This window comes from Streptacidiphilus sp. MAP12-20, from assembly GCF_041262525.1.
GTDB lineage: Bacteria > Actinomycetota > Actinomycetes > Streptomycetales > Streptomycetaceae > Streptacidiphilus.
On sequence record NZ_JBGCCK010000020.1, the window covers coordinates 47,600 to 69,619 of the forward strand.

General features: G+C 70.0%; 20 protein-coding genes. 11 read left to right on the forward strand and 9 right to left on the reverse strand.

Going from position 1 to position 22,020, the window contains the following annotated elements:
• Positions 1-26: 26 nt before the first annotated feature.
• Complete coding sequence (locus tag ABIA32_RS24930) at positions 27-437, forward strand: hypothetical protein (protein WP_370099597.1); 411 nt, start codon at positions 27-29, stop codon at positions 435-437.
• Positions 438-470: 33 nt separating this feature from the next.
• Here the strand turns inward: ABIA32_RS24930 and ABIA32_RS24935 are convergent, their stop codons facing one another.
• Entirely contained in the window at positions 471-2,291 is a 1,821-nt protein-coding gene (locus tag ABIA32_RS24935) for a phosphoenolpyruvate carboxykinase (GTP) (RefSeq protein ID WP_370099599.1), read from the reverse strand.
• A 200-nt stretch (positions 2,292-2,491) separates the two neighbouring features.
• Here ABIA32_RS24935 and ABIA32_RS24940 point away from each other — a divergent pair, with 200 nt between their 5' ends.
• The 3 genes from ABIA32_RS24940 (at position 2,492) to ABIA32_RS24950 (ending at position 5,463) form a co-directional block, all read left to right on the forward strand.
• The gene (locus tag ABIA32_RS24940; RefSeq protein WP_370099602.1) at positions 2,492-3,154 is read left to right on the forward strand and encodes a hemolysin III family protein; all 663 of its coding nucleotides are present in this window, start codon (positions 2,492-2,494) and stop codon (positions 3,152-3,154) included.
• Positions 3,155-3,220: 66 nt separating this feature from the next.
• On the forward strand, positions 3,221-4,846 hold the full coding sequence (locus tag ABIA32_RS24945) for an MFS transporter (RefSeq protein ID WP_370099605.1): 1,626 nt from the start codon (positions 3,221-3,223) through the stop codon (positions 4,844-4,846).
• Positions 4,843-5,463: a TetR family transcriptional regulator gene (locus ABIA32_RS24950; protein ID WP_370099607.1), complete on the forward strand. Its 621-nt coding sequence runs from the start codon at positions 4,843-4,845 to the stop codon at positions 5,461-5,463. The genes ABIA32_RS24945 and ABIA32_RS24950 overlap by 4 nt, the downstream gene beginning before the upstream one ends.
• 15 nt (positions 5,464-5,478) lie before the next feature.
• Here the strand turns inward: ABIA32_RS24950 and ABIA32_RS24955 are convergent, their stop codons facing one another.
• Both ABIA32_RS24955 and ABIA32_RS24960 read right to left on the reverse strand, forming a co-directional pair.
• A complete protein-coding gene (locus tag ABIA32_RS24955; RefSeq protein ID WP_370099610.1) occupies positions 5,479-7,473 on the reverse strand; it encodes a thioredoxin domain-containing protein in 1,995 nt (664 codons plus the stop codon).
• Positions 7,474-7,535: 62 nt separating this feature from the next.
• Complete coding sequence (locus ABIA32_RS24960) at positions 7,536-9,992, reverse strand: tetratricopeptide repeat protein (protein ID WP_370099613.1); 2,457 nt, start codon at positions 9,990-9,992, stop codon at positions 7,536-7,538.
• A gap of 172 nt (positions 9,993-10,164) precedes the next feature.
• Between ABIA32_RS24960 and ABIA32_RS24965 the strand changes: the two genes are divergently transcribed.
• Entirely contained in the window at positions 10,165-10,620 is a 456-nt protein-coding gene (locus ABIA32_RS24965) for a carboxymuconolactone decarboxylase family protein (RefSeq protein ID WP_370099616.1), read from the forward strand.
• A 118-nt stretch (positions 10,621-10,738) separates the two neighbouring features.
• On the forward strand, positions 10,739-11,218 hold the full coding sequence (locus tag ABIA32_RS24970; protein WP_370099619.1) for an iron chaperone: 480 nt from the start codon (positions 10,739-10,741) through the stop codon (positions 11,216-11,218).
• A gap of 35 nt (positions 11,219-11,253) precedes the next feature.
• Here the strand turns inward: ABIA32_RS24970 and ABIA32_RS24975 are convergent, their stop codons facing one another.
• Positions 11,254-12,837 carry a flavin-containing monooxygenase gene (locus tag ABIA32_RS24975; protein WP_370099622.1) on the reverse strand — a complete coding sequence of 528 codons (1,584 nt, stop codon included), beginning with the start codon at positions 12,835-12,837 and terminating at the stop codon, positions 11,254-11,256.
• 69 nt (positions 12,838-12,906) lie between these two features.
• Here ABIA32_RS24975 and ABIA32_RS24980 point away from each other — a divergent pair, with 69 nt between their 5' ends.
• Positions 12,907-13,974 carry an AraC family transcriptional regulator gene (locus ABIA32_RS24980; RefSeq protein ID WP_370099625.1) on the forward strand — a complete coding sequence of 356 codons (1,068 nt, stop codon included), beginning with the start codon at positions 12,907-12,909 and terminating at the stop codon, positions 13,972-13,974.
• Positions 13,975-14,005: 31 nt separating this feature from the next.
• Positions 14,006-14,305, forward strand: a complete 300-nt coding sequence (locus tag ABIA32_RS24985) for a hypothetical protein (RefSeq protein WP_370099627.1) — start codon at positions 14,006-14,008, stop codon at positions 14,303-14,305.
• Positions 14,306-14,326: 21 nt separating this feature from the next.
• Here ABIA32_RS24985 and ABIA32_RS24990 read toward each other — a convergent pair whose 3' ends face one another.
• Entirely contained in the window at positions 14,327-15,343 is a 1,017-nt protein-coding gene (locus ABIA32_RS24990) for an aldo/keto reductase (protein ID WP_370099630.1), read from the reverse strand.
• Positions 15,344-15,444: 101 nt separating this feature from the next.
• Between ABIA32_RS24990 and ABIA32_RS24995 the strand changes: the two genes are divergently transcribed.
• On the forward strand, positions 15,445-16,851 hold the full coding sequence (locus ABIA32_RS24995; RefSeq protein WP_370099633.1) for a glutamate decarboxylase: 1,407 nt from the start codon (positions 15,445-15,447) through the stop codon (positions 16,849-16,851).
• A 170-nt stretch (positions 16,852-17,021) separates the two neighbouring features.
• On the opposite strand, the gene ABIA32_RS25000 is transcribed toward ABIA32_RS24995, so the two are convergent.
• The 4 genes from ABIA32_RS25000 to mca all read right to left on the reverse strand — a co-directional run bounded on the left by ABIA32_RS25000 (position 17,022) and on the right by mca (position 20,902).
• Positions 17,022-18,470, reverse strand: a complete 1,449-nt coding sequence (locus ABIA32_RS25000; RefSeq protein WP_370099636.1) for an MFS transporter — start codon at positions 18,468-18,470, stop codon at positions 17,022-17,024.
• 98 nt (positions 18,471-18,568) lie between these two features.
• A complete protein-coding gene (locus tag ABIA32_RS25005) occupies positions 18,569-19,657 on the reverse strand; it encodes a HoxN/HupN/NixA family nickel/cobalt transporter (RefSeq protein ID WP_370099639.1) in 1,089 nt (362 codons plus the stop codon).
• A gap of 90 nt (positions 19,658-19,747) precedes the next feature.
• Positions 19,748-20,002 (reverse strand): hypothetical protein, encoded by a 255-nt coding sequence (locus tag ABIA32_RS25010; protein ID WP_370099641.1) that lies wholly within the window; start codon positions 20,000-20,002, stop codon positions 19,748-19,750.
• Between the two features lie 12 nt (positions 20,003-20,014).
• Complete coding sequence (gene mca, locus ABIA32_RS25015; RefSeq protein WP_370099644.1) at positions 20,015-20,902, reverse strand: mycothiol conjugate amidase Mca; 888 nt, start codon at positions 20,900-20,902, stop codon at positions 20,015-20,017.
• Positions 20,903-21,008: 106 nt separating this feature from the next.
• Between mca and ABIA32_RS25020 the strand changes: the two genes are divergently transcribed.
• The gene (locus ABIA32_RS25020) at positions 21,009-21,407 is read left to right on the forward strand and encodes a DUF4307 domain-containing protein (protein ID WP_370099647.1); all 399 of its coding nucleotides are present in this window, start codon (positions 21,009-21,011) and stop codon (positions 21,405-21,407) included.
• Positions 21,408-21,505: 98 nt separating this feature from the next.
• On the forward strand, positions 21,506-22,003 hold the full coding sequence (gene greA / locus ABIA32_RS25025; RefSeq protein WP_370099650.1) for a transcription elongation factor GreA: 498 nt from the start codon (positions 21,506-21,508) through the stop codon (positions 22,001-22,003).
• Positions 22,004-22,020: the final 17 nt, after the last annotated feature.

A 22,020-nucleotide genomic window follows, 5' to 3' on the forward strand; every position in this document is an offset into this window, starting at 1 on the left:
GACAAAGTCCAAGCTAGGCTGTTCCCATGTACGAGCAGCCGAAGACCCGACCCGTGCCGCGGCGCGCCTACGCCGCACGTCCGCGCACCGACGCCGCCCTGCCCCCGCGTGCCCGCAGCGGCCAACTCGGCCAGCTGGCCGGTCACCTCACCGCGCTGCTCGATGTCACCCGCGAGCTGCAGGCGCGCACCGGCGACCCCGCTCTGCAGGACGCCGCCGCCGCGCTCACAGCGCGGATAGCCGAGCTCGGCGCGGGCCTGCCGCCGCGCGCCGCCATCCCCTACACGAACGACCTCGCCGCGCTCCACTCGCTCGCCTTCGACCTGGCGGGGCGCGTGCTCGTGGTCGCCGCCGCGCAGCAGGACACCCGGACGGCGATGCTCGCGTGCCGCCGTATGGACTTCCACACGGCGGCACGCGAGGCGATCCAGGCCTGAGGCCTGATCAGCTGTTCGTCAGCGAGGAGCAGCTCAGCCCAGGCGGCCGGTCAGCTTCTCGTACTCGTCCCACAGCGCCTTCGGCGTGTGCTCGCCGAACAGCTCCAGGTGCTCGGGAATGAGCGCCGCCTCCTGCTTCCAGATCGCCGGGTCGACGCTCAGCAGCAGGTCCAGGTCGGCCTGGTCGATGCTGAGGCCGTCCAGGTCCAGCGCGTCCTGGGTCGGCAGCGTGCCGATCGGCGTCTCGACGCCCTCGGCCTCGCCGACCAGGCGTTCGACGATCCACTTCAGCACCCGGCTGTTCTCACCGAAGCCCGGCCAGACGAACTTGCCGTCGGCGTTCTTCCGGAACCAGTTGACGTAGTAGATCTTCGGCAGCTTGGACGCGTCGGCCGCCTTCTCGCCGACCTCCAGCCAATGGGCGAAGTAGTCACCCATGTTGTAGCCGCAGAACGGCAGCATCGCGAAGGGGTCGCGACGCAGCTTGCCGACCGTGCCCTCGGCCGCGGCGGTCTGCTCCGAGGCGACGTTCGCGCCCAGGAAGACGCCGTGCTGCCAGTCGAAGGACTCGGTCACCAGCGGAACCGCGCTGGCGCGGCGACCGCCGAAGAGGATGGCCGAGATCGGCACACCCGCCGGGTCCTCCCACTCGGGAGCGATGGTCGGGCACTGGGCGGCCGGGACGGTGAACCGGGCGTTGGGGTGCGCCGCCGGGGTCTCCGACTCGGGGGTCCAGTCGTTGCCCTTCCAGTCGATCAGGTGCGCGGGCTTCTCCTCGGTCATGCCCTCCCACCACACGTCGCCGTCGTCGGTGAGCGCCACGTTGGTGAAGACCGTGTTGGCGTACATCGAGTCGATGGCGTTCGCGTTGGTGTCGCGGCCGGTACCGGGCGCGACGCCGAAGAAGCCGGCCTCAGGGTTGATCGCGTAGAGGCGGCCGTCCGCACCGAACCGCATCCAGGCGATGTCGTCGCCGATGGTCTCGACCTTCCAGCCCGGAATGGTCGGCTGGAGCATGGCCAGGTTGGTCTTGCCGCAGGCGCTGGGGAACGCCGCGGTGACGTACTTGGCCTCGCCGCTCGGCGGGGTCAGCTTGAGCACCAGCATGTGCTCCGCCAGCCAGCCCTCGTCCCGCGCCATCGTCGAGGCGATACGCAGCGCGTAGCACTTCTTGCCCAGCAGCGCGTTGCCGCCGTAGCCGGAGCCGTAGGACCAGATCTCCTTGGTCTCCGGGAAGTGCGAGATGTACTTGGTGTCGTTGCACGGCCACGCGACATCGGCCTCGCCCTCCGCAAGGGGCGCTCCGAGGGTGTGCACGGCCTTGACGAACTCGCCGTCCTCGCCGAGGTAGTCGAGCACGGCCTGACCCATGCGGGTCATGGTGCGCATCGACACGGCGACGTAGGCGGAGTCGGTGATCTCGACGCCGTAGGCGGCGAGCGGGGAGCCCACAGGACCCATGGAGAACGGCACCACGTACATGGTGCGGCCCTTCATGGAGCCCTGGAAGATGTCGCCGAACAGGGCGCGCATCTCGGCCGGAGCCTTCCAGTTGTTGGTCGGACCGGCGTCCTGCTCCTTCTCGGAGCAGATGTAGGTCCGGTCCTCGACGCGCGCGACGTCGCGCGGGTCGGATGCAGCGTAGTAGGAGTTGGGACGCTTCTCGGGGTTCAGCTTCCGGAAGGTGCCCTTCTCGACCAGAAGGTCGCACAGACGCTGGTACTCGGCGTCAGAGCCGTCGCACCACTCGATCCGATCCGGCTGGGTGAGCTCTGCGATCTCCTGGACCCACGCCAGCAACTTCTTGTGCCGGGTCGGGGCAGCACTGACCAGGGCAGAGTTCTCGTACGGCACGATCGCTCCGTTTCACATCCGATCGTCCTTGACCGGATGGTGAGGGGTTGAGGGTTCTGGCAGCGTAACCCGGAAGCCACCGGAGCGACATACCGCCCCCTCTGTGAGAACGACAACAACGCAGGTCAGCGTCATAGTGACGAGAAATCAGACAGACCTACCAGTAGGTAACCTACGGTTCCGTAGCTATGCTTCGCTTCATGAGCGCTCAGGTGGCACAGACGGACCAGGAAACCCCTCGCAAGCCGGCGCTGAGAGGGTGGCTACACGCGGGGATGTTCCCCGCGACGGTCGCCGCCGGCATCGTGCTGATCTGTCTCGCCACCACGACCTCGGCGCGCATCGCCTGCGCGATCTACGCCGCGAGCGCCTGGATGCTCTTCGGCATCAGCGCGCTCTACCACCGCTTCAACTGGGGCCCGCGCGGCGAGGCGGTGCTGCGTCGGCTGGACCACAGCAATATCTTCCTGATCATCGCCGGCACCTACACGCCCATCACGATCCTGCTGCTCCAGGGCGCGCGCAGGGAGCTGCTGCTCTGGCTGGTCTGGGCCGGGGCGTTGGCCGGGATCGCCTTCCGGGTCTTCTGGGTGGGCGCGCCGCGCTGGCTCTACACCCCCTGCTACCTGGCGCTCGGCTGGGCCGCGGTCTTCTTCCTGCCCGATTTCCTGCACACCGGCGGCGTCGCCGTGACCGTTCTGATCATCATCGGCGGCCTGCTCTACAGCGTCGGCGGCGTGATCTACGGCCTGAAGCGACCCAACCCCTCGCCGCGCTGGTTCGGCTTCCACGAGGTCTTCCACGCCTGCACGCTGGCCGCGTTCACGGTTCAGTTCGTCGGGGTGTCGCTGGTCGCGATGTAAGGATATTGACAGCTCCTAGATTTTGAGAGTTACTGTCATAAGACAGTAACTCTCTAGGGGGCTGCCATGACCACGGACGCATCCGTGAGCACCACCGCACTGATCGACTCGCCGCCACCCGGCAAGCGCCGCTGGTGGGCGCTGGCCGCCGTCTGCCTGAGCGTGCTCGTGCTCGGCTTCGACGGCACGATCCTCAACGTCGCCCTGCCCGACCTGGCGGTGCAACTGCACGCCACCACCGGCCAGTTGCAGTGGATCGTCGACGCCTACCTCGTGGTCTTCGCCGCCGCGATGCTCCCGGCAGGACTGCTGGGCGACCGCTTCGGCCGGCGCCGACTGCTGATCGGCGGCCTGGTCCTCTTCGGTCTCGCCTCACTCGTCGGCACGCTGGCGAACTCGGCGGACACGCTGATCGCGGTGCGCGCGGTGATGGGTCTGGGCGGCGCCTTCATCATGCCGCTCGGCATCGCGATCCTGCCGAGCCTGTTCACACCCGCCGAACGTCCGCGCGCCGTCGCCGTGATGACGGCGGGCATGGCGATCGGCATGCCGCTCGGCCCGATGCTGGGCGGGCTGCTGCTGAACCACTTCTGGTGGGGATCGATCTTCCTCATCAACATCCCGCTGATCGTCATCGGCATCGCGGCCTGCCTGTGGCTGGTGCCCGAGTCCCGCGACCCCTCGGTGCCGCGGATCGATCTGCTCAGCGCGACGATCGGCGTCCTCGGCCTGGCCGCGCTGACCTTCGGCATCATCCAGGGCCCGACCGATGGCTGGGGCTCGGCCGTCGTCGTCTCCTCACTGGTCGCCTCGGTGCTGCTGCTCGGCGGCCTGGTCCGGCGGGAGCGCACGCAGCCGCACCCGATGGTCGACTTCACCCTGCTGGCCGACCGGATCTACCGGTGGAGCACGATCGCCGCGGTCCTGGTCTCCTTCTCGCTCATGGGCGCACTCTTCGTGCTGCCGCAGTACCTGCAGTCCGTGCTCGGCCACGACGCGTTCGGCACGGGCATCCGCTTGATGCCGCTGATGGGCGGCCTGCTGGTGGCCGCGCGGGTGGCGGAGCGGCTGGTCGCGAAGCTGTCGGTGCGCTGGGTGGTGGCCGGCGGGATGCTGGTCGTCGCGACGTCGATGCTGCTGGGCGCCACGACGGGCACCGGTGACGGCTACGGCCGGACGGCGGTCTGGCTGAGCCTGCTCGGCGTCGGCATGGGGTTCACCATGGTCCCGGCCATGGGCGCGGCGATGAGCGCGCTGCCGGACGACCGGGCCGGCGTCGGCTCCGGACTGCTGCAGACGCTGCGTCAGTCCGCCAGCGCGATCGGCGTCGCGCTGCTGGGCAGCCTGCTGGCCGGCGCGTACACGGGACGGCTGGACACCGGCCGACTCCCCGAGCCGCTCGCGCACACCGCCCGCGGTTCGGTCTCGGCGGCGCAGGCCGTCGCCGACCGGCTCCACGACGCGGCGCTGGCCGCGTCCGCGCACGGCGCGTTCGTGCACGCGATGGATCTCGTGCTGCTGGTCTGCGGCATCGGTTCGGCGCTGTCCGCGGTGCTGATCGCCTGGCGGATGCCCGGGTCGACGACACGCGGAGCGAGCGCCGAGCGTGCCCGTGCGATCGCCGATGCGACCGTCGTCGAGTCGGGCGGTTCGGCGCCGGTGCAGGTCGGTGAGGGACAATCCGAGGCATGAGTGCCACCGGTTCCGCTCTGGAAGAGCTCCTCGCCGCCCCCCTCGGCCTGCGGGAACGCAAGAAGCTGAAGACCCGCCGCGCGATCCGCGCGGCGGCCTTCGGCCTTTTCGCGGACCAGGGCTACGAGGCCACCACGGTGGACCAGATCGCCGCGGCGGCGGAGGTGTCGCCGAGCACCTTCTTCCGCTACTTCCCCACCAAGGAAGACCTGGTCATCAGCGACGACTACGACCCGCTGCTGGAGGCCGCCTTCCGGGCCCGCCCGCAGGACGAGCCGCTGATCGACTCCCTCCGCGCGGCGATGATCAAGCCGCTGCGGGAGATCCTCGCGGCCGAGCGCGACGACATGCTGCTGCGCATGCGCCTGTACCGCGAGGTCCCGGCGATCCGCTCGCGGGCGATGACGGAGCAGCAGCGCACTTCCGACATGATGTGCGGGCTCCTCGCGGAGCGGACCGGCCACGATCCCCGCAGCCTGGAGCTTCGCGCCGTGGTGGCGGGCATCCTGGCCGCCTCGTCGGAGACCGTCATCTACTGGGCGGAACGGGACGGCGTGGACGACGTCGCGGACCTGCTCGACGCGGCCCTCACCGCGCTGGCGACATCCCTCCGATAGGGGTATGGGGGTGCGTCAGTCCTTGTCGTCGGGTGGCGTGCTCAGCCCTTCGCGCAGCCACTCGGGATCCGTGACCGGGGCGTCGCAGCTGAACCGGCGGCAGACGTACGCGGCGGGCGCGCCTTCCACCAGCGGCTTCTCGGCGTCGGGCGTGACCACGAGGGCGGGCGCGGTGGCCGCCAGGGCGGCGGCACGCAGGGCGAGCGTGGCCGGATCGTCGGGCGCGCCCGCGAGGGCGACCTTGCGCGGACCGTCGACGAGGGCTTCCGCCGCCGCCAGGCCCCAGCCGATGAAGCGGGGCGCCTGACCGGCGAGCGGCGTCACCACGGTCAACGCGCGCTCGGCGGCGGTGCGATGCAGTTCGGAGTCGGTGAGCGCGGCGAACGAGAGCAACGCGCCCGCGGCGGCGGTCCAGCCCGAGGGCGCGGCGTTGTCGGTCGGGTCCTGCGGGCGACGGATCAGGCGTTCCGCGTCGGCGGCGGTGTCGTACAGCGCTCCTGACGAATCGTCCGTGAACTGGGTCAACACAACGTCGAGCAGTTGACCGGCCGCGTCCAGCCAGCGCTCGTCACCGGTGACACAGTGCAGGGTCAGCAGACCTTCCGCAACGTCCCCGTAGTCCTCCAACACACCGGCGTTCGGCCCGGCCGTGCCGTCACGGGAGGTCCGCAGCAGACGGCCGTCCTCGTCGCGGTGAACGCTCAGCAGCAGCGCCGCGGCGACGACCGCGGCGTCGAGGAAGTCGGGACGCTCCAGCAGTGCGCCCGCCTCCGCGAGCGCGGCGACGGCCAGCCCGTTCCACGCGGCGACCACCTTCTCGTCGCGGGCCGGACGCGGCCGCGCCTCGCGGGCCGCGAAGAGTCGGGTCCGGATCTCCTCGTCCCCCTGCCCCTCGCCTGGCAGTTGCAGGACTGAGGCTCTCTCCTCGAAGGTGCCGCCCTCGGTCACCCCGTAGAGCTCGGCCGCCCGCGCCGCGTCATCCTCGCCGAGCACCTCGCGAAGCTGCTCCGGCGTCCAGACGTAGAAGGCGCCCTCGCGCCCCTCACTGTCCGCGTCCAGCGCGGAGGCGAAACCACCTTCGGGCGTGCGCAGTTCACGCAGCAGGAAGTCACCGGTCCGCTCCGCGACCCGGCGCGCGAGGGGACTGCCCGTGGCCCGCCACAGGTGCAGGTACACGCGCAGCAGCAGCGCGTTGTCGTAGAGCATCTTCTCGAAGTGCGGCACCACCCAGGCGGCGTCGACCGAGTAGCGGGCGAAGCCTCCGCCGAGCTGGTCGTGGATCCCGCCGCGTGCCATCGCCTCGCAGGCGTGCTCGGCCATTCCGAGCGCCGCGCGCGAACCGGTCGCGGCGTGGTGACGCAGCAGGAACTCCAGCACCATCGACGGAGGGAACTTCGGCGCCCCGCCGAACCCGCCCCGCCGCTCGTCGTACTCGCGCGCGAGCTGCGCGACCGCCCGCCGCGTCGCCTCCGCCCCGGGCACCTCCGCCCCGGCCAGTCCGGCGTACACACCCGCGCGACCCTCGAGCTCCCGGACGATCCGTGCGGCGACCTCGGCAACCTCGCCGCGCCGACCCCGCCACGCCTCGGCCACGCCCTCCAGCACCTGCCGGAACGACGGGAGTCCGTGCCGCGCCTCCGGCGGGAAGTACGTCCCGAAGTAGAAGGGCTCGCCCTCGGGCGTCAGGAACACCGTCATCGGCCACCCGCCCTGCCCGGTGGCCGCCTGCACCGCCTCCATATAGACGGCGTCCACGTCCGGCCGCTCCTCGCGGTCCACCTTCACCGCGACGAAGTGCTCGTTCAGATACGCGGCGAGCTCGGCGTCCTCGAAGCTCTCGTGGGCCATGACGTGGCACCAGTGGCACGCGGCATACCCGACGGACAGCAGGACCGGCACGTCCCGACGCCGGGCTTCCTCGAAGGCATCCGGCCTCCAGGGCCACCAGTCGACCGGATTGTCGGCGTGCTGAAGCAGATAGGGAGAGGTCACACCAGCCAACCGGTTCACGCCCTCCAGCTTCTCACACGGCACACCCCCGCCCCGAAACCGCCGCACACCGTACAGCGGGATCAGGGCGCCACGGGGTTGAGCTCGTGCAGGAGGGTCTGGCCCGCCGCGCGGTGCACGGCGGCCGCGGTCGGGTCCGTCTCGGCGAGGACGACCGCGATGCCCTCGTGAGCCAGCGCCTCCTCGTTCCGGTATCCCAGCTTCGGGGCCAGCTCCAGCGCCTGTCGGTACAGCCGGAGGGCCTCGTCGGGCAGGCCGGCGAGCCGGCAGGTCTCGGCGTAAGCGTTGAGGAAACGAATCTTCCAGTGTTCCTCGAACAGCTCGTCCAGCAGCACGAACGCCTGCCGATGGCTGGCCAGCGCCTCCTCGTACCTGCCCATCTGCCGAAGCGCGACGCCCAGACAGTTGAGGCACCACGCCTCGTTGTTCACGTGCCCGTCCTCGCGGGCCAGTGCCAGCGCCTGGTTCAGGTGCGCAACCGCCTCGTCGGGCGCCTCGTGGGCGATCGCCACGCCGAGGGTGATCCGAGCTGTCAGCGTGGGCGGCCATGAGGGGTCGGCGTGCGGGAAGCCCAGCACCTCGCGGGCCCGCTGCGCCGCCTCCTCGCGGTGTCCCAGCTGAAGCATGGCCCATGCCTCCGACGCGGCCGCGTGGGCCACGCCCGTCGGGCAACCGCCCGCCTCGTACAGCTTCCCCGCCTGCCTGAAGAGCTCGAGCGGCTCCTCGACGTACCCCTCGTCCCACCTCAGATAGCCGCGACGCATGGCCAGTTCGGCTTCCGCCAGCGCGTCCCCCGCCTGGGACAACCGCGGCTCGGCCGCCTCGTACGCGGCCGCGGCCTCCGCCATCCGGCCCGCGTTGTAGCGGGCGAAGCCCAGGTCGCTGTGGACCTCGGCCAGTTGCAGCGGATCACCCAGGCGTTGCGCGGCGGCGAGCGAGCGCTCGAAGAGGGAGTTGAGGTGCGTCGTGCCGCAGCGCCGCGCGAAGTACGCCCGCAGGAAGCGCGGCAGCTCGCACACATGCACGTCCGCCCCGACGGCGTCCGCCGTCTCGAAGGCGGCGATCATGTTCTCGTACTCCGCGACGAGCCAGGCGAAGGCCGCGTTCTTGTCCGCGAACTGCGGCAGAACCGCCGGAGGCCGTCCTGCGGAGGCCGAACGCGTGGGCGACAGCACCGGCATCGCGGCGTCGGCGGCGGCCGCCGCGTGCACGTAGTAGTCGAGAAAGCGGCCCAGTGCCCGTTCCCGCTCAGCCTGCGAGTCCTGCTCCGCGCAGGCCCGGCGCGCGTGCTGGTGCACCAGGTCGTGCAGTCGGTACCGGCCCACCGTCGGCTGCTGGACGAGGTGGGCGTCGAGCAGGTCCTCCAGCATCGTCCGGGCGCTGCCCAGCGACACGTCCGCCAACGCCGCGGCCAGGTACTCGTCGAAGGACAGCCCCGGCAGCAGGCCCAGCAGCCGGAACATGCGGGCGGTGGCCCGGTTCAACTGCCGTACGGACATCGCGAAAGCGGTGTCGAACTCGCTCGCGCCCTCCGCCATCCGCTCCACGAGGATGCCCACGGTCCAGCCCGGTCGGTGCCGCAGCCGGGCGGCGGCCAGCCGCAGGGCCAGCGGCAGATGGCCGCACAGCCGCAGCACCTCGGCGGCGTTCTCAGGTTCGCGGGCGAGCCGGCCCTCGGGTCCGCTGGGGTCGCCGCTGGCACGGGCCAGCAGCTCCGCGCTCTCCTGCGGGCTCAGCACGTCGAGCGATACCGGGGGTGCCTCGTCCAGGCCCAGCAGGCGGTTGCGGCTCGTGATCAGGGCGACCGAGGGGCCTGCGCCGGGCAGCAGCAGGCGCACCTGCTCGGCGTCAACGGCGTTGTCGAGGACCACGACGACTCGTCGGTCGGCCAGCTCCGACCGCCAGCAGGCCGCCAGTTGTTCGACGCCCTCCTGCGGGACCTTCTCGGAGGGGACGTCGAGCGCGCCGAGCAGCATCCGCAGCGCGGCATCAGGATCGACCGGCTCCCGGCCCTCGGTGAAGCCGTGCAGGTCCACGTAGAGCTGGGCGTCCGGGTAGTCGGCGGCGAGCCGGTGCGCGGCGTGAACCGCCAGGCAGGTCTTGCCGACGCCGGCCATGCCGTCGACGGCGACCAGCCGGTGACTGTCCACCGCGGCGAGCACGGCCGCGAGCTGTGCCTCGCGTCCGGTGAAGTCGGGCACGTCGCGCGGCAGATCGTTGCGTGGTCGCGGCCGGGCCTGGCGGCTGCTCTTCGGGGGCGCCGGCAAGGGGTTCGAGGACCGTTCCCAGAGCGGGCGCAGGGGGCGCGGGTCGCGCTTGACGAGGCGGCAGAGGGCGATCACCGCGGGCCAGGGCGGCACGGTCTGGCCGCTGAGATAGCGCGACAGCGAGGAGGAGCTGAGGCCGGTGTCCCTCGCGAGGGCCCGGACGCCGAGCCCGGACAGTTCCTGGAGCCGGCGCAACCGGGCCGCCAGCTCGTCCTGCGGATCGGCCTTCGCCGTCCCCCGGTGCATGTCCATCAGCGCCCCCGTCCCGTCCCGGCAGAAACTCGCCGGGCCAATTCACCGCAGCTCAAGGCCGCTTCAGCTGTCCCACGGTGTCCCATCGCCGTGGTCGCGGCGAGCGGGCCCGGCTGGAATGTACTCACACCCTGGGAACACGGGGCACCGAACCGAAAGAGGAGCAACCGAGATGCAGTCTCGCATGCAGAACCCCGCCGTCGTCCTGTCCGGCGCGATGCAGCCGATCCAGGACATCATCAAGGCTGTGCACTCCGGCGGAGTGGACGGGCAGACGCTGGAGCTGGTGCACCTGCGGGTCAGCCAGATCAACGGATGCAGCTCCTGCGTCGACGGCGGCGCCAAGACCGCCCGCAAGGCCGGCGTGAGCGACGAGCGGCTGAACACGGTCGCCGCATGGCGGGAGGCCCCCTACTTCACCGACGAGGAGCGGGCGGCCCTCGCGCTGGCCGAGGCCGCGACGCGGCTGGCCGACCGTCCCGACCCGGTGAGCAACGAGATCTGGGACGAGGCCGCCACCTACTTCGACGAGAAGCAGCTGGCCGCGATCGTCCTGATGGTCGGCGTCACCAACCTGTTCAATCGGCTCAATGCCACCACCCGCCAGATCGCCGGCGCGTGGGGCTGACGACGGCCGGACCGGCACTCGTTCGTCTCACCGCTACTTCGAATGTCGGTCGGCCGCTGCGCGGCCGGCCGGCTGATCCCGGCAAGCCCAAAGCGACCTCCCCGAAGGGAATCCCGACATGAAGACCACACAGCAGTCCACGAAGACCAGCGCCACGACCGCCAAGTCCTTCGACGGATTCACCGCGGAGGAACGCGCCGCGATGAAGGAGCACGCGAAGGAGCTGAAGGCATCGGCGCGCCGTGGTGCCCGGGCCGACAAGGCGGCCGAGGAAGAGGCCGACGTGGTCGCGAAGATCGCCGAGATGCAGGACTCCGACCGCGTCATAGCCGAGCGGATCCACGCCCTCGTCAAGGCCAACGCACCGGCGTGGGCGCCGAAACTCTGGTACGGAATGCCCGCCTACGCCAGGGACGGCAAGGTCGTCTGCTTCTTCCAGTGCGCGGAGAAGTTCAAGGCGCGGTACGCGACCCTCGGCTTCAACGACGGTGCGAACCTCGACGACGGCGCGATGTGGCCGACCGGCTTCGCCCTGAAGGAGCTGACCGCCGCCGACGAGGCGCGGATCGCCGAGCTCGTGAGGAAGGCAGCGAGCTGAGAACCCGGCATCGGGACGGCGCCCTGGCGGGGCGGTCAGCGGGTGGGCGGACCGGTCGGCGCCGCAGTCACTGCGGCAGGCCGGTCCGTGAACCGCGACACCGTCGTGCGTGGGGTCGGGGCGAGGGTGCGGTCGAGCCGGGTGCGCATCGTGGTCGCGGCGTCGAGGATGTAGTTCTGGCGGACCTGCCACGGGCGGCGGTCTCCCTGGCGGGGGAACGCGGCGATGGAGCGCTGGACGTAACCCGCGGCCAGGTCGAGCAGCGGCTGCTCGGTCAGCGGGCCGTCGGGACGGGGGACGACCGCCGCGTACTCGTGGCGGTCCATGTGACCCAAGACCTTGCAGACCAGCCGGGAGGTGAGGTCCGCGCGCAGGGTCCAGGAGGCGTTGGTGTAGCCGATGCAGACCGCGAAGTTCGGGAGGCCGGTCAGCATGCTGCCGTTCCAGACGAACTGCTTCGCCAGGTCCACCGCCTCGCCGTCCACGGAGGGGGCGATCCCGCCGAAGGCCAGCAGTTGCAGGCCGGTCGCGGTGACCACGACATCCGCCTCCAGCAGCCGCCCCGACTTCAGCCGGATGCCCTCGGGGACGAAAGCGTCGATGTGGTCGGTGACGATCGACGCCCGGCCCGCCCGCATCGCCCTGAACAGGTCGGCGTCGGGGACCGCACAGAGCCGCTGGTCCCAGGGGTTGTAATCGGGCGTCAGGTGTTCACGCACCAAGGCCTCGTCACGCAGCATGCGGTTGTTCAACCGGGTCAACAGACGCCGGGCCGCCTCGGGGCGTCGTCGGCAGAACTGGTAGAAACCGACCGCGAAGAGGATGTTCTTCGTCCGAGCCAGCTTGTACGCGGCCCGCGCCGGCAACGCCGCCCGCAGCGCGTCCGCGATCCTGTCGCGGGCCGGCAGCGAACTGATCCAGGTCGGCGTCCGCTGGAGCATGGTGACGTGAGCGGCCTTCTCGGCCATCGAGGGGACCAGGGTCACCGCCGTGGCGCCACTGCCGATGATGACGACGCGCTTGCCGCTGTAGTCGAGGTCCTGCGGCCAGAACTGCGGGTGGACGATCTCGCCGGCGAAGGACTCCGCGCCTTCGAACTCCGGGGCGTGTCCCTGCTCGTAGTTGTAGTAGCCCGCGCAGGTGTAGAGGAAGTCGCAGGTCATCGTTACCGTGGCCGCCGCGTCCGAGCCAGGCTCGGTCCGTTCCAGCGTCAGCGTCCAGCGCGCCTCGGCCGTGGACCAGTCGGCGCCGACCACCTTGGTCCCGTAGCGGATCTTCCGGTCGATGCCGTGCTTCGCGGCGGTCCGGCGGATGTAGCTGAGGATCGAAGGACCGTCAGCGATGGCCTTCGCACCGTCCCAGGGCTGAAAAGGGAAGCCGAGTGTGAACATGTCCGAGTCCGAACGGATGCCCGGGTAGCGAAACAGGTCCCAGGTCCCACCCATCGCCTGCCGGGCCTCCAGGATCGTGTACGAGCGGCCTGGACACTCGGTCTGCAAGCGGTAGCCGGCCCCGATGCCGGAGAGTCCCGCTCCGACGACCACCACGTCGACGTGCTCCGGCACCGCTTCGGGAGCGGGGACGGAGGTTGGCTGTGCGCTGCGGGGGCTGCTCGTCATTGCTCCAGTGTGAACACTCACCCTCCCAGGGCCTTGACCTTGCACGACAAGTATTTGACCCTGGGCGACATGTCACTCGTCCGATCCGCCGGACTTCGGGGCTTTCGGGCCACCGTCGCCGAGCTCGGCGGCGACGCCGAGTCCTACGCGGTGCGTGCCGGTCTGCCCGTCGCGGCACTCGACTCCGACGACCTGCTCGTCCCCGACCACGCCGCCGGTCGCGCGCTGGAGCTCGCGGCGGCGGACCTGCGCTGCCCCGACCTCGGTCTGCGCGTCGCCGCCCGACAGGACTTCGGCATGCTGGGCGCGCTGGCCCTCGCGATCCAGAACTCCCCCACCCTGGCCGACGCGCTCGAATGCACCTCGCGCTACCTCTTCATGCACGCCCAGGCGCTCAGCCTCAGCCTCGTCGCCGACCCCTACGACGCCCCCGGCATCGCCGCGCTCCGCTACGACCTGCGGCCGGACCTGGCCGGCTTCCACGTCCAGGGCACCGACCTCGGCCTCGGCTTCCTGCACCGGGCGATCCTCTATCTGGTCGGCCCCTACGGCCTGCGCAGCGTCGAACTCCCCTATCAGCCGGCCGCGCCGGTCTCCGTCTACGAGGAGTTCTACGGCGCCCCGGTCCGGGTCCGCCGCCCGGCCGCCCTGCTGCGCGTGCCGCGCAGCCTCGCCGGACGCTCCCTCGCGGACAGCAACGAGCAGCTGCGCCGCCTGGCGCTGACCTTCCTGGAGGAGCAGTCCCCCGGCGGCTCCGGCTCCGAGCTGCTGCCCCGGCTGCGCGCGGCGGTCCAGCGGTCACTCGGCACCAACCCGCCGGAGCTGGCCACCATCGCCGGCCTGCTCAACCTCCACCCGCGTACGCTCCAGCGCCGCCTCGGCGACCAGGGCACCAGCTTCGCCGCCGTCCTCGACGAGGAACGACGCCAGGCCGCGCACCGCTACCTCACCGCGACCGACATCCCGATGACCCAGGTCGCCGGCCTTCTCGGCCTCTCCGAGCAGTCCGCCCTCACCCGCTGCTGCCGCCGCTGGTGGAACGCCACCCCGACCGAGATCCGCCGCGCCGAACGCGCGCTGCCGGGCGATCGGTCCGGAGTGCAGCGCGGTTCGGTCGGGACGACGATGGAGGGGTAAGGAATCCCGGCCGACAAGGAGGTCGAGCCGTATGCGCGTACTGATGATCGCGAAAATGGACACCGAGAAGGCGAACCAGGCCATCCAGAGCAATCGGTTGCCTGAGTTCATGCAAACAAATCTGGGCCGCCTGCAGCCCGAGTCCGCCTACTTCACCGCCGTGGAAGGAGTCCGGACCGCCTTCATCGTCTTCGACCTCAAGGAGCCGGCGCAGATGCCGTCGATCGCGGAGCCCTTCTTCCAGGAGCTCGGCGCCAATGTCACGTTCTCACCGGCGATGAACGTCGAGGACGTCACGCGCGGTCTCGGGCCCGACTACGCGGCTGCCTGAGACGCCCGACACCACCCACGCCTACCAGGCGAACGCCTCCGGTGCCGGGCCAGGGCCGGGGAAGATCTCGTCGAGGGCGGCCAGCAGCTCGGCCGACAGCTCCAGCTCCACGGCTCGAAGCGCCGAGTCGAGCTGCTCGCGCGTGCGCGGCCCGACGATCGGGCCGGTGACGCCGGGCCGGGTGAGCAGCCAGGCCAGCGCGACCTCGCCGGGCTCCAGGCCGTGCTTCTCCAGCAGGTCCTCGTACGCCTGAACCTTCGCCCGGACCGCCGGGTCCGCCAGGCCCGCCGCCGAACGACCGACCTTCGTGCGGGCACCGGAGCCCTCTGCCTCCTTGCGCAGAGCTCCGCCCAGCAGCCCCTGGTGCAACGGCGACCACGGGATCACGCCGAGGCCGTACTCCTGCGCGGCCGGGATCACCTCCATCTCGGCGCGCCGCTCGGCGAGGTTGTAGAGGCACTGCTCGCTGACCAGCCCGAGGCCGAGCCGGCCGCCGCGTGCGGCGGTCTCGTTGGCCTGGGCGATCTTGTAGCCGGGGAAGTTGGAGGAGCCGGCGTAGAGGATCTTGCCCTGCTGGATCAGCACGTCGACGGCCTGCCAGATCTCCTCGAACGGGGTGAGCCGGTCGACGTGGTGGAACTGGTAGATGTCGATGTGGTCGGTACCGAGCCGGCGCAGGCTGGCGTCGACGGCGCGGCGGATGTTCACGGCGGAGAGCCGGTCGTGGTTCGGCCAGGAGCTCACGTTCCACGGGCTGCCGTCGTCGGTCATGTCGCCGTAGACCTTGGTGGCGAGCACGACCTTGTCCCTGCGGTCGCCTCCCTTCGCGAACCAGGAGCCGATGACCTCCTCGGTCAGACCCTTGTGCTCGCTGACGCCGTAGATGTTGGCGGTGTCGAAGAAGTTGACGCCCGCGTCGAGCGCGGCGTCCATCAGGGCGTGGCTGGTGGGCTCGTCGGTCTGCCCACCGAAGTTCATGGTGCCGAGAACGAGGCGGCTGACCTTGAGGCCGGTGCGTCCGAGCTGTGTGTACTCCATGCCGCTCATCCAACGCCCTTGGAGTGCACTCCAAGCAAGCACCTTTCGCCACGTGTTCGTCGCCACGCAGCGGTCTGGACCCCGGACGTAGGGTGGCCGACATGGCGCTGCACCTGGGACAGGACGACAACCGACCGCTGCACCTCCCGCCCCTCGCGGGCGACCCCGACCTGCTGGGCGCGATGGAAGAGTCCGTGCCGAAGGGCCGGCTGCCCGAGGGACCGCTCCCGCCGACGATCGCGCAACGCCTCGTTCGCGACGAACTGATGCTGGACGGCAACGCCCGCCTCAATCTGGCCACCTTCGTGACCACCTGGATGGATCCGCAGGCCACCGAGCTGATCGGTGAGTGCCTCGACAAGAACATGATCGACAAGGACGAGTACCCGCAGACGGCCGAGGTCGAGCGCCGCTGCGTGGCCATACTGGCCGACCTGTGGCACGCCCCCGACCCGAGCAAGGCCGTCGGTTGCTCGACCACCGGCTCCAGCGAGGCCTGCATGCTCGCCGGAATGGCACTCAAGCGCCGCTGGATGGCGCGCAATCGTGAGCGCTACGCGGCCGGCGCCCGGCCCAATCTGGTGATGGGCGTCAACGTCCAGGTCTGCTGGGAGAAGTTCTGCAACTTCTGGGAGGTCGAGGCGCGGCTCGCGCCGATGGAGGGCGAGCGCTTCCATCTGGACGCGGACTCGGCGCTGGCCCTGGTCGACGAGAACACCATCGGCGTCGTCGGCGTGCTGGGCTCGACCTTCGACGGCAGCTACGAACCGATCGCGGAGATCTGCGCGGCGCTGGACGAGCTCCAGCAGCGAACGGGTCTGGACATTCCGGTCCACGTCGACGGGGCGTCAGGCGCCATGATCGCGCCGTTCCTCGACCCGGATCTGGTCTGGGACTTCCGGCTGCCGCGCGTGGCCTCGATCAACACCTCCGGGCACAAGTACGGCCTCGTCTACCCGGGCGTGGGCTGGGCGCTGTGGCGGGACACGGAGGCGCTGCCGGAAGAACTGGTCTTCCGGGTCAACTACCTGGGCGGCGACATGCCGACCTTCGCGCTGAACTTCTCGCGCCCCGGCGCGCAGGTGGTGGCGCAGTACTACAACTTCGTGCGACTGGGCCGGTCCGGCTACACGGCCGTCCAGCAGGCGACCCGCGACGTGGCACGGCGGCTGGCGGAGGGCATCGAATGCCTGGGCCCGTTCCGGCTGCTGACGCGCGGTGAAGAACTGCCCGTCTTCGCCTTCACCACGACGGACGACGTGACCGCGTTCGACGTCTTCGACGTCTCCCGCCGCATGCGGGAACGCGGCTGGCTGATCCCGGCGTACACCTTCCCCACGAAACGGGATGACCTGGCGGTCCTGCGGATCGTCTGCCGCTACGGCTTCTCCCTGGACCTGGCCAACCTCTTCCTCAACGACCTCGCCCGCCTCCTCCCCGAACTCCAGTCCCAACCCGCCCCGGCCAGCAACCACGGCGTGATCCCACGGACGGGCTTCCACCACTAGCTTTCGAGTCAGGGCACAGTTGCCCTACCCAGGGGCGCGAGGAACTGCGCGACAAGCCACCCTGTGCGGATAGATCCCAATGAACAGGGCCATCCGCACAGGGTGGTTGCTCGCGCACGTAGTGAATCAAGCAGAGCCCCGCGCCCCTGGAGGTGTTGCAACTCAAGGTCTCAGCAAGGATCCGCGGCGCGCTTGCGGGCGTAGCAGTACCAGGTGATGGCCAGGCAGGTCACGTAGAAGGCGACGAAGCTCCACAGCGCCGACGTCACCGCGAGGTTCGCGAACATCGCCGGGATGAAGAAGAAGCCGTACGCCGCGATCGCCGAGGAGAAGCCGGTCACCGCGCCCGCCTCCATCTCCGCCTGCTTCAACGCCGCCGCCTCCGCGGCTGCGCCCTGACCCCGCGCGGAGCGCAGGTGCTGGTTGCGGAAGATCACCGGGATCTGCTGGAACGTCGAGCCGTTTCCCAGGCCGGAGAAGGAGAACGCGCACAGGAAGGCGATCAGGAAGCCCCAGAAATTGCCGTCGCTGCCGCCGGACGGCAGGAACGCGATCACCGCGCCGATCGAGACCGCCATGCCCGCGAAGGAGATCAGCGTGCACCGCGCGCCGCCGACGCGGTCGGCCAGCCAGCCGCCCGCCCAGCGCGTCAACGCGCCGCACAGCGGGCCGAGCCAGGCGTAGGTGGTCGCGGAGTAGGCCGGGTCGATCGGGGTGAAGGTGGTCTTGATCAGCAGTGGCAGCGCCGCCGCGAAGCCGATGAAGGAGCCGAAGGTGCCGACGTAGAGCCAGGTCATCAGCCAGGTCTGCCGACGCCGGAAGATGATCCGCTGCCTGCGGAACGGCGCCGCCGAGGACTTGAGGTCGTTCATGGAGAACCAGGCGAGCCCCGCCGTCACCAGCAGCAGCGGCACCCACAGGAACGCGCCGTTCTGCAGCCAGACCTGGCCGCCGCCCGGCTGCTTGGTCTGCGCCCCGCCCGCCGGCGCCAGCAGCACGCCCGCCGTGACGACCAGCGGCGCGACCAACTGGACCACGGAGACGCCCAGGTTGCCGAGGCCGCCGTTGACGCCGAGGGCGTTGCCCTTGAGCCGCTTCGGGTAGAAGAAGCCGATGTTGACCATCGACGAGGCGAAGTTGGCGCCGCCCATGCCGCACAAGGCGGCGATCAGCAGCATCACCCAGTAGGGCGTGCCGGTGTCCTGCACGGCGAAGCCGAGCCACAGCAGCGGAAGCACGAGCACGGCGGTGCTCAGCGCGGTCCACCTGCGGCCGCCGACGAGCGGCATCGCGAAGGTGTAGACGATGCGCAGCGTGCCGCCGGTGATCCCCGGCACGGCGGTCAGCCAGAACAGCTGCGAGGCGCTGAACGGGAACCCGACCGCGCCGAGGTTCACCACCGTGACGGACCAGACCTGCCACACCACGAAGCCGAGCAGCAAGGCCGGCACCGAGATCCAGAGGTTTCGGGCGGCGACCCGGCGGCCCTTGGCGAGCCAGAAGGCCTCGTCCTCCGGCTGCCAGTCGGTGATGGTCGCCCCTGGACGGTACTGCGCCTCACCTCTGGAGCCCGGGGCCTCCGACTCCGAGGTGCGTGTGCGCTGGTCGAGCTGCTGCATGTTTCCCATGCTGGCTCTTACCCGCACCTCACAACCGGTGGTCAAGGTCCCCCTTCACCCCGCCGAAGGTCCCGACTAGTCCTCGGCCGGGGCGCGGCCTACTCCTCGGCAGCCGCCAGTGCCCACTTCTCCTCGACCCGGCCGTAGCGCCACACCAGCAGCGCGACCGCCCAGGTGACGACGAAGAGCCCGACGATCACGAAGCCCACATTGTTCAGGTTCAATCCCGCGACCCAGCCGACCGGACCACCCGTGATCTTGAGCTTCTGCGCCAGCAGCCCGGTCAGCTCGATGCCGCCGATGATCACGGCCACCGCCACCGAGAGCCCGGTGATGGTGATGTTGTAGTAGACCTTGCGGACCGGCTTCGAGAAGGCCCACTCGTAGGCGAAGTTCATGAACGAGCCGTCGATGGTGTCCAGCAGCGACATGCCGGCCGCGAAGAGGATCGGCAGCGTCAGGATCGCGTACCAGGGCAGTGAGAACGCCGACGCGCCACCGGCCAGGACGAGCAGCGAGACCTCGGTCGCCGTGTCGAAGCCGAGCCCGAACAGCAGGCCGACCGGGTACATGTGCCACGGCTTGTCGACGGCCCGGGTCACCCGGCCCAGGATCCGGTTCATGAAGCCGCGCTTGCTGAGGTGCTCCTCCAGCTCAGCCTCGTTGTAGGCGCCGCTGCGCATCGTGCGGAACACCTTGATGATGCCGACGAGCACCACCGCGTTGATCGCGGCGATCAGCATCAGGAAGGTGCCGGAGACCGTCGTGCCGATCGTCCCCGCCACGGTCTGCAGCGTCGAGGAGCCGTTCTTCACCTGGCCGGCCAGCGCGCGGACGCCGAGTGAGAGCAGCAGGCAGAGCCCGAAGACCACCGAGGAGTGGCCCAGCGAGAACCAGAAGCCGACCGAGAGCGGGCGCTTGCCCTGGCCCATCAGCTTCCTGGTGGTGTTGTCGATGGCCGCGATGTGGTCCGCGTCGAAGGCGTGCCGCATGCCCAGCGTGTAGGCGGTGAGGCCCATGCCGACGCCGAAGACCTGGCCGTTCACGGCGTAGTGGTGCGGGGAGACGATGAAGAGCAGCACACCCCACCCGACGACGTGCAGGGCGACGATGAACGCCGCCATGCCCCCCATCCGGGCCCACTCGCGTCGGGTCAAGGCGGCCCTGATGCGTGCGATCGTCCCCATGCCACACCCCTCTTGGATCTTTGCTGCTGATCCAAGGTAGGGGCTGGCAATATTTACTTGCAAGTTATTCGCAATAGCGAGTGGCTAGCGCTAGAGCTTCGGCTCCGGGGCCTCGCCAGGCGCCTGGCCCGGTACCTGGCCCGGTGCCTGGCCCGGTGCCTGGCCCGGCTCCGGGGCCTCGACGAAGTCGACTCGCCGGAGCGAGCGGTTCATCGCCTTGAGGATCCACCAAGTGCCGGCGCCGAGCGCGGCGAAGACCAGGAAACCGAGGATGCCCGGGGTCACCTTGTTGGTGTCGAAGGCGGCCAGGAGCTGGGCGGCCGCGGGGTGCATGGCAGTGTTCACTCGTCCATCGTCTCAGGACACCTTTGCGATCTTCGGAGCGATCCCCTCGAAGAGGTCATCCTCCGGGATCGAGGAGTCCACCAGCGAGCGGGCCAGCTCGTAGTCCTCCGTCGGCCAGACCTCGCGCTGGATCTCCAGCGGCACCCGGAACCACGGGCCGTCCGGGTCGATCTGGGTGGCGTGCGCGATCAGCGCCTTGTCCCGGATCTCGAAGAAGTCCCCGGCGGGCACGCGCGTGGTGATCTCACGCGGCTTGCGCTCCGACGTCTCCCAGTGGGCGATCCACTCCTTGTACGGGGACTCCAGGCCGCGCGCGTTCATCGCCGCGTCCAGGGCCTTGATCCGCTCCAACGAGATGCCCTGGTTGTAGTAGAGCTTCAGCGGCTGCCAGGGTTCACCGGCCTCCGGGTACGCGTCGGGGTCGCCCGCGGCGTCGAAGGCGGCCATGGAGATCTTGTGGGTCATGATGTGGTCCGGGTGCGGGTAGCCCCCGTTCTCGTCGTACGTGGTGATCACGTGCGGCCGGAACTCGCGGATCAGCCGGACCAGCGGCTCGGCCGCCTCCTCCACCGTCTTGAGTGCGAAGCACCCCTCCGGCAGCGGCGGCAGCGGGTCGCCCTCCGGCAGGCCGGAGTCGACGAAGCCCAGCCAGGCCTGCTTCACGCCCAGGATCTCCCTGGCCGCGTCCATCTCCTTGGCCCGCACCTCGTGGATGTTCTCCTCGATCCACGGGTCGCCCTGGAGCTTGGGGTTCAGCACCGATCCCCGCTCGCCCCCCGTACAGGTGGCCACCAGCACATCGACACCGCGCGACACGTACATCGCCATGGTGGCCGCGCCCTTGCTGGACTCGTCGTCCGGATGCGCGTGCACTGCCATCAGTCGCAACTGCTCAGTCACTGCCCCTGTGCCCTTCGTCTTCGGAACCGACTCCTATAGTGACGGACGGGGGACAGCGGTTTATTTCGCGATCACCCCGCGAACCCCCGAAGGAGGCCATAGTCCGATGGCGGATACATCCCAGGGCGTACGCCCCGCCGGACGCTACGGCGGACGCGACGAGGAGCAGGCCCGCCGACGCGGCAAGCGTATCTACTACGTCACCGTCGGCCTGGTGCTCGCCCTCGTCGCCGCGATCGCCTGGAAGTACACCTCCGGCTCGTCCGTCAACGGCGAGGTGCAGACCTTCCAGGTGGTCTCCGACCATTCGATCAAGATCACGCTCACGGTGAGCAAGTCGACCGGCCAGGCAGCCTCCTGCACGGTTCGCTCGCGTGACGCGAACGGCAACGAGGTGGGCCGGGTCACCGTTACCCTGCCCGAGGGGTCGGGCGACGGGACCACCACCGTGATGCTCAAGACCACCTCGCGTGGCACCACCGGCGAGCTCGTCGGGTGTTCGTGACCCCTGACTCTCCGCGTCGGAATTGTTAAGGTGGGGGTTTCGCCCGTTCCCACCGCGCGGGCGATGATTTGTATCCCCAGTACCTACGAGGAGCACCAGTGACCCAGACCAGCGACAACGTCACCTGGCTCACCCAGGAGGCGTACAACCAGCTCCGCGCCGAGCTGGAGCACCTGTCGGGTCCCGCACGTACCGAGATCGCGCAGAAGATCGAGCAGGCCCGCGAGGAAGGCGATCTCAAGGAGAACGCCGGCTACCACGCAGCGCGCGAGGAGCAGGGCAAGATGGAGCTGCGCATCCGCCAGCTCACCCAGCTCCTTGAGCGCGCCCAGGTCGGCGAGGCCCCTGCGGACAACGGCATCGTCGGTCCGGGCATGGTCGTCACCATCGCCTACGACGGCGACCTGGACGACACCATGACCTTCCTGCTCGGCTCCCGCGAGGCGGCCTCCATCGACCTGGAGACCTACTCGCCGCAGTCGCCGCTGGGCCGCGCGATCGGCGGCAAGAAGGTCGGCTCCGATGTGACCTACGAGCTGCCGAACGGCCGCAAGGCGGGCGTCAAGATCATCGAGGCCAAGCCCTACACAGGCTGACGCCGTCTGATCCGCCG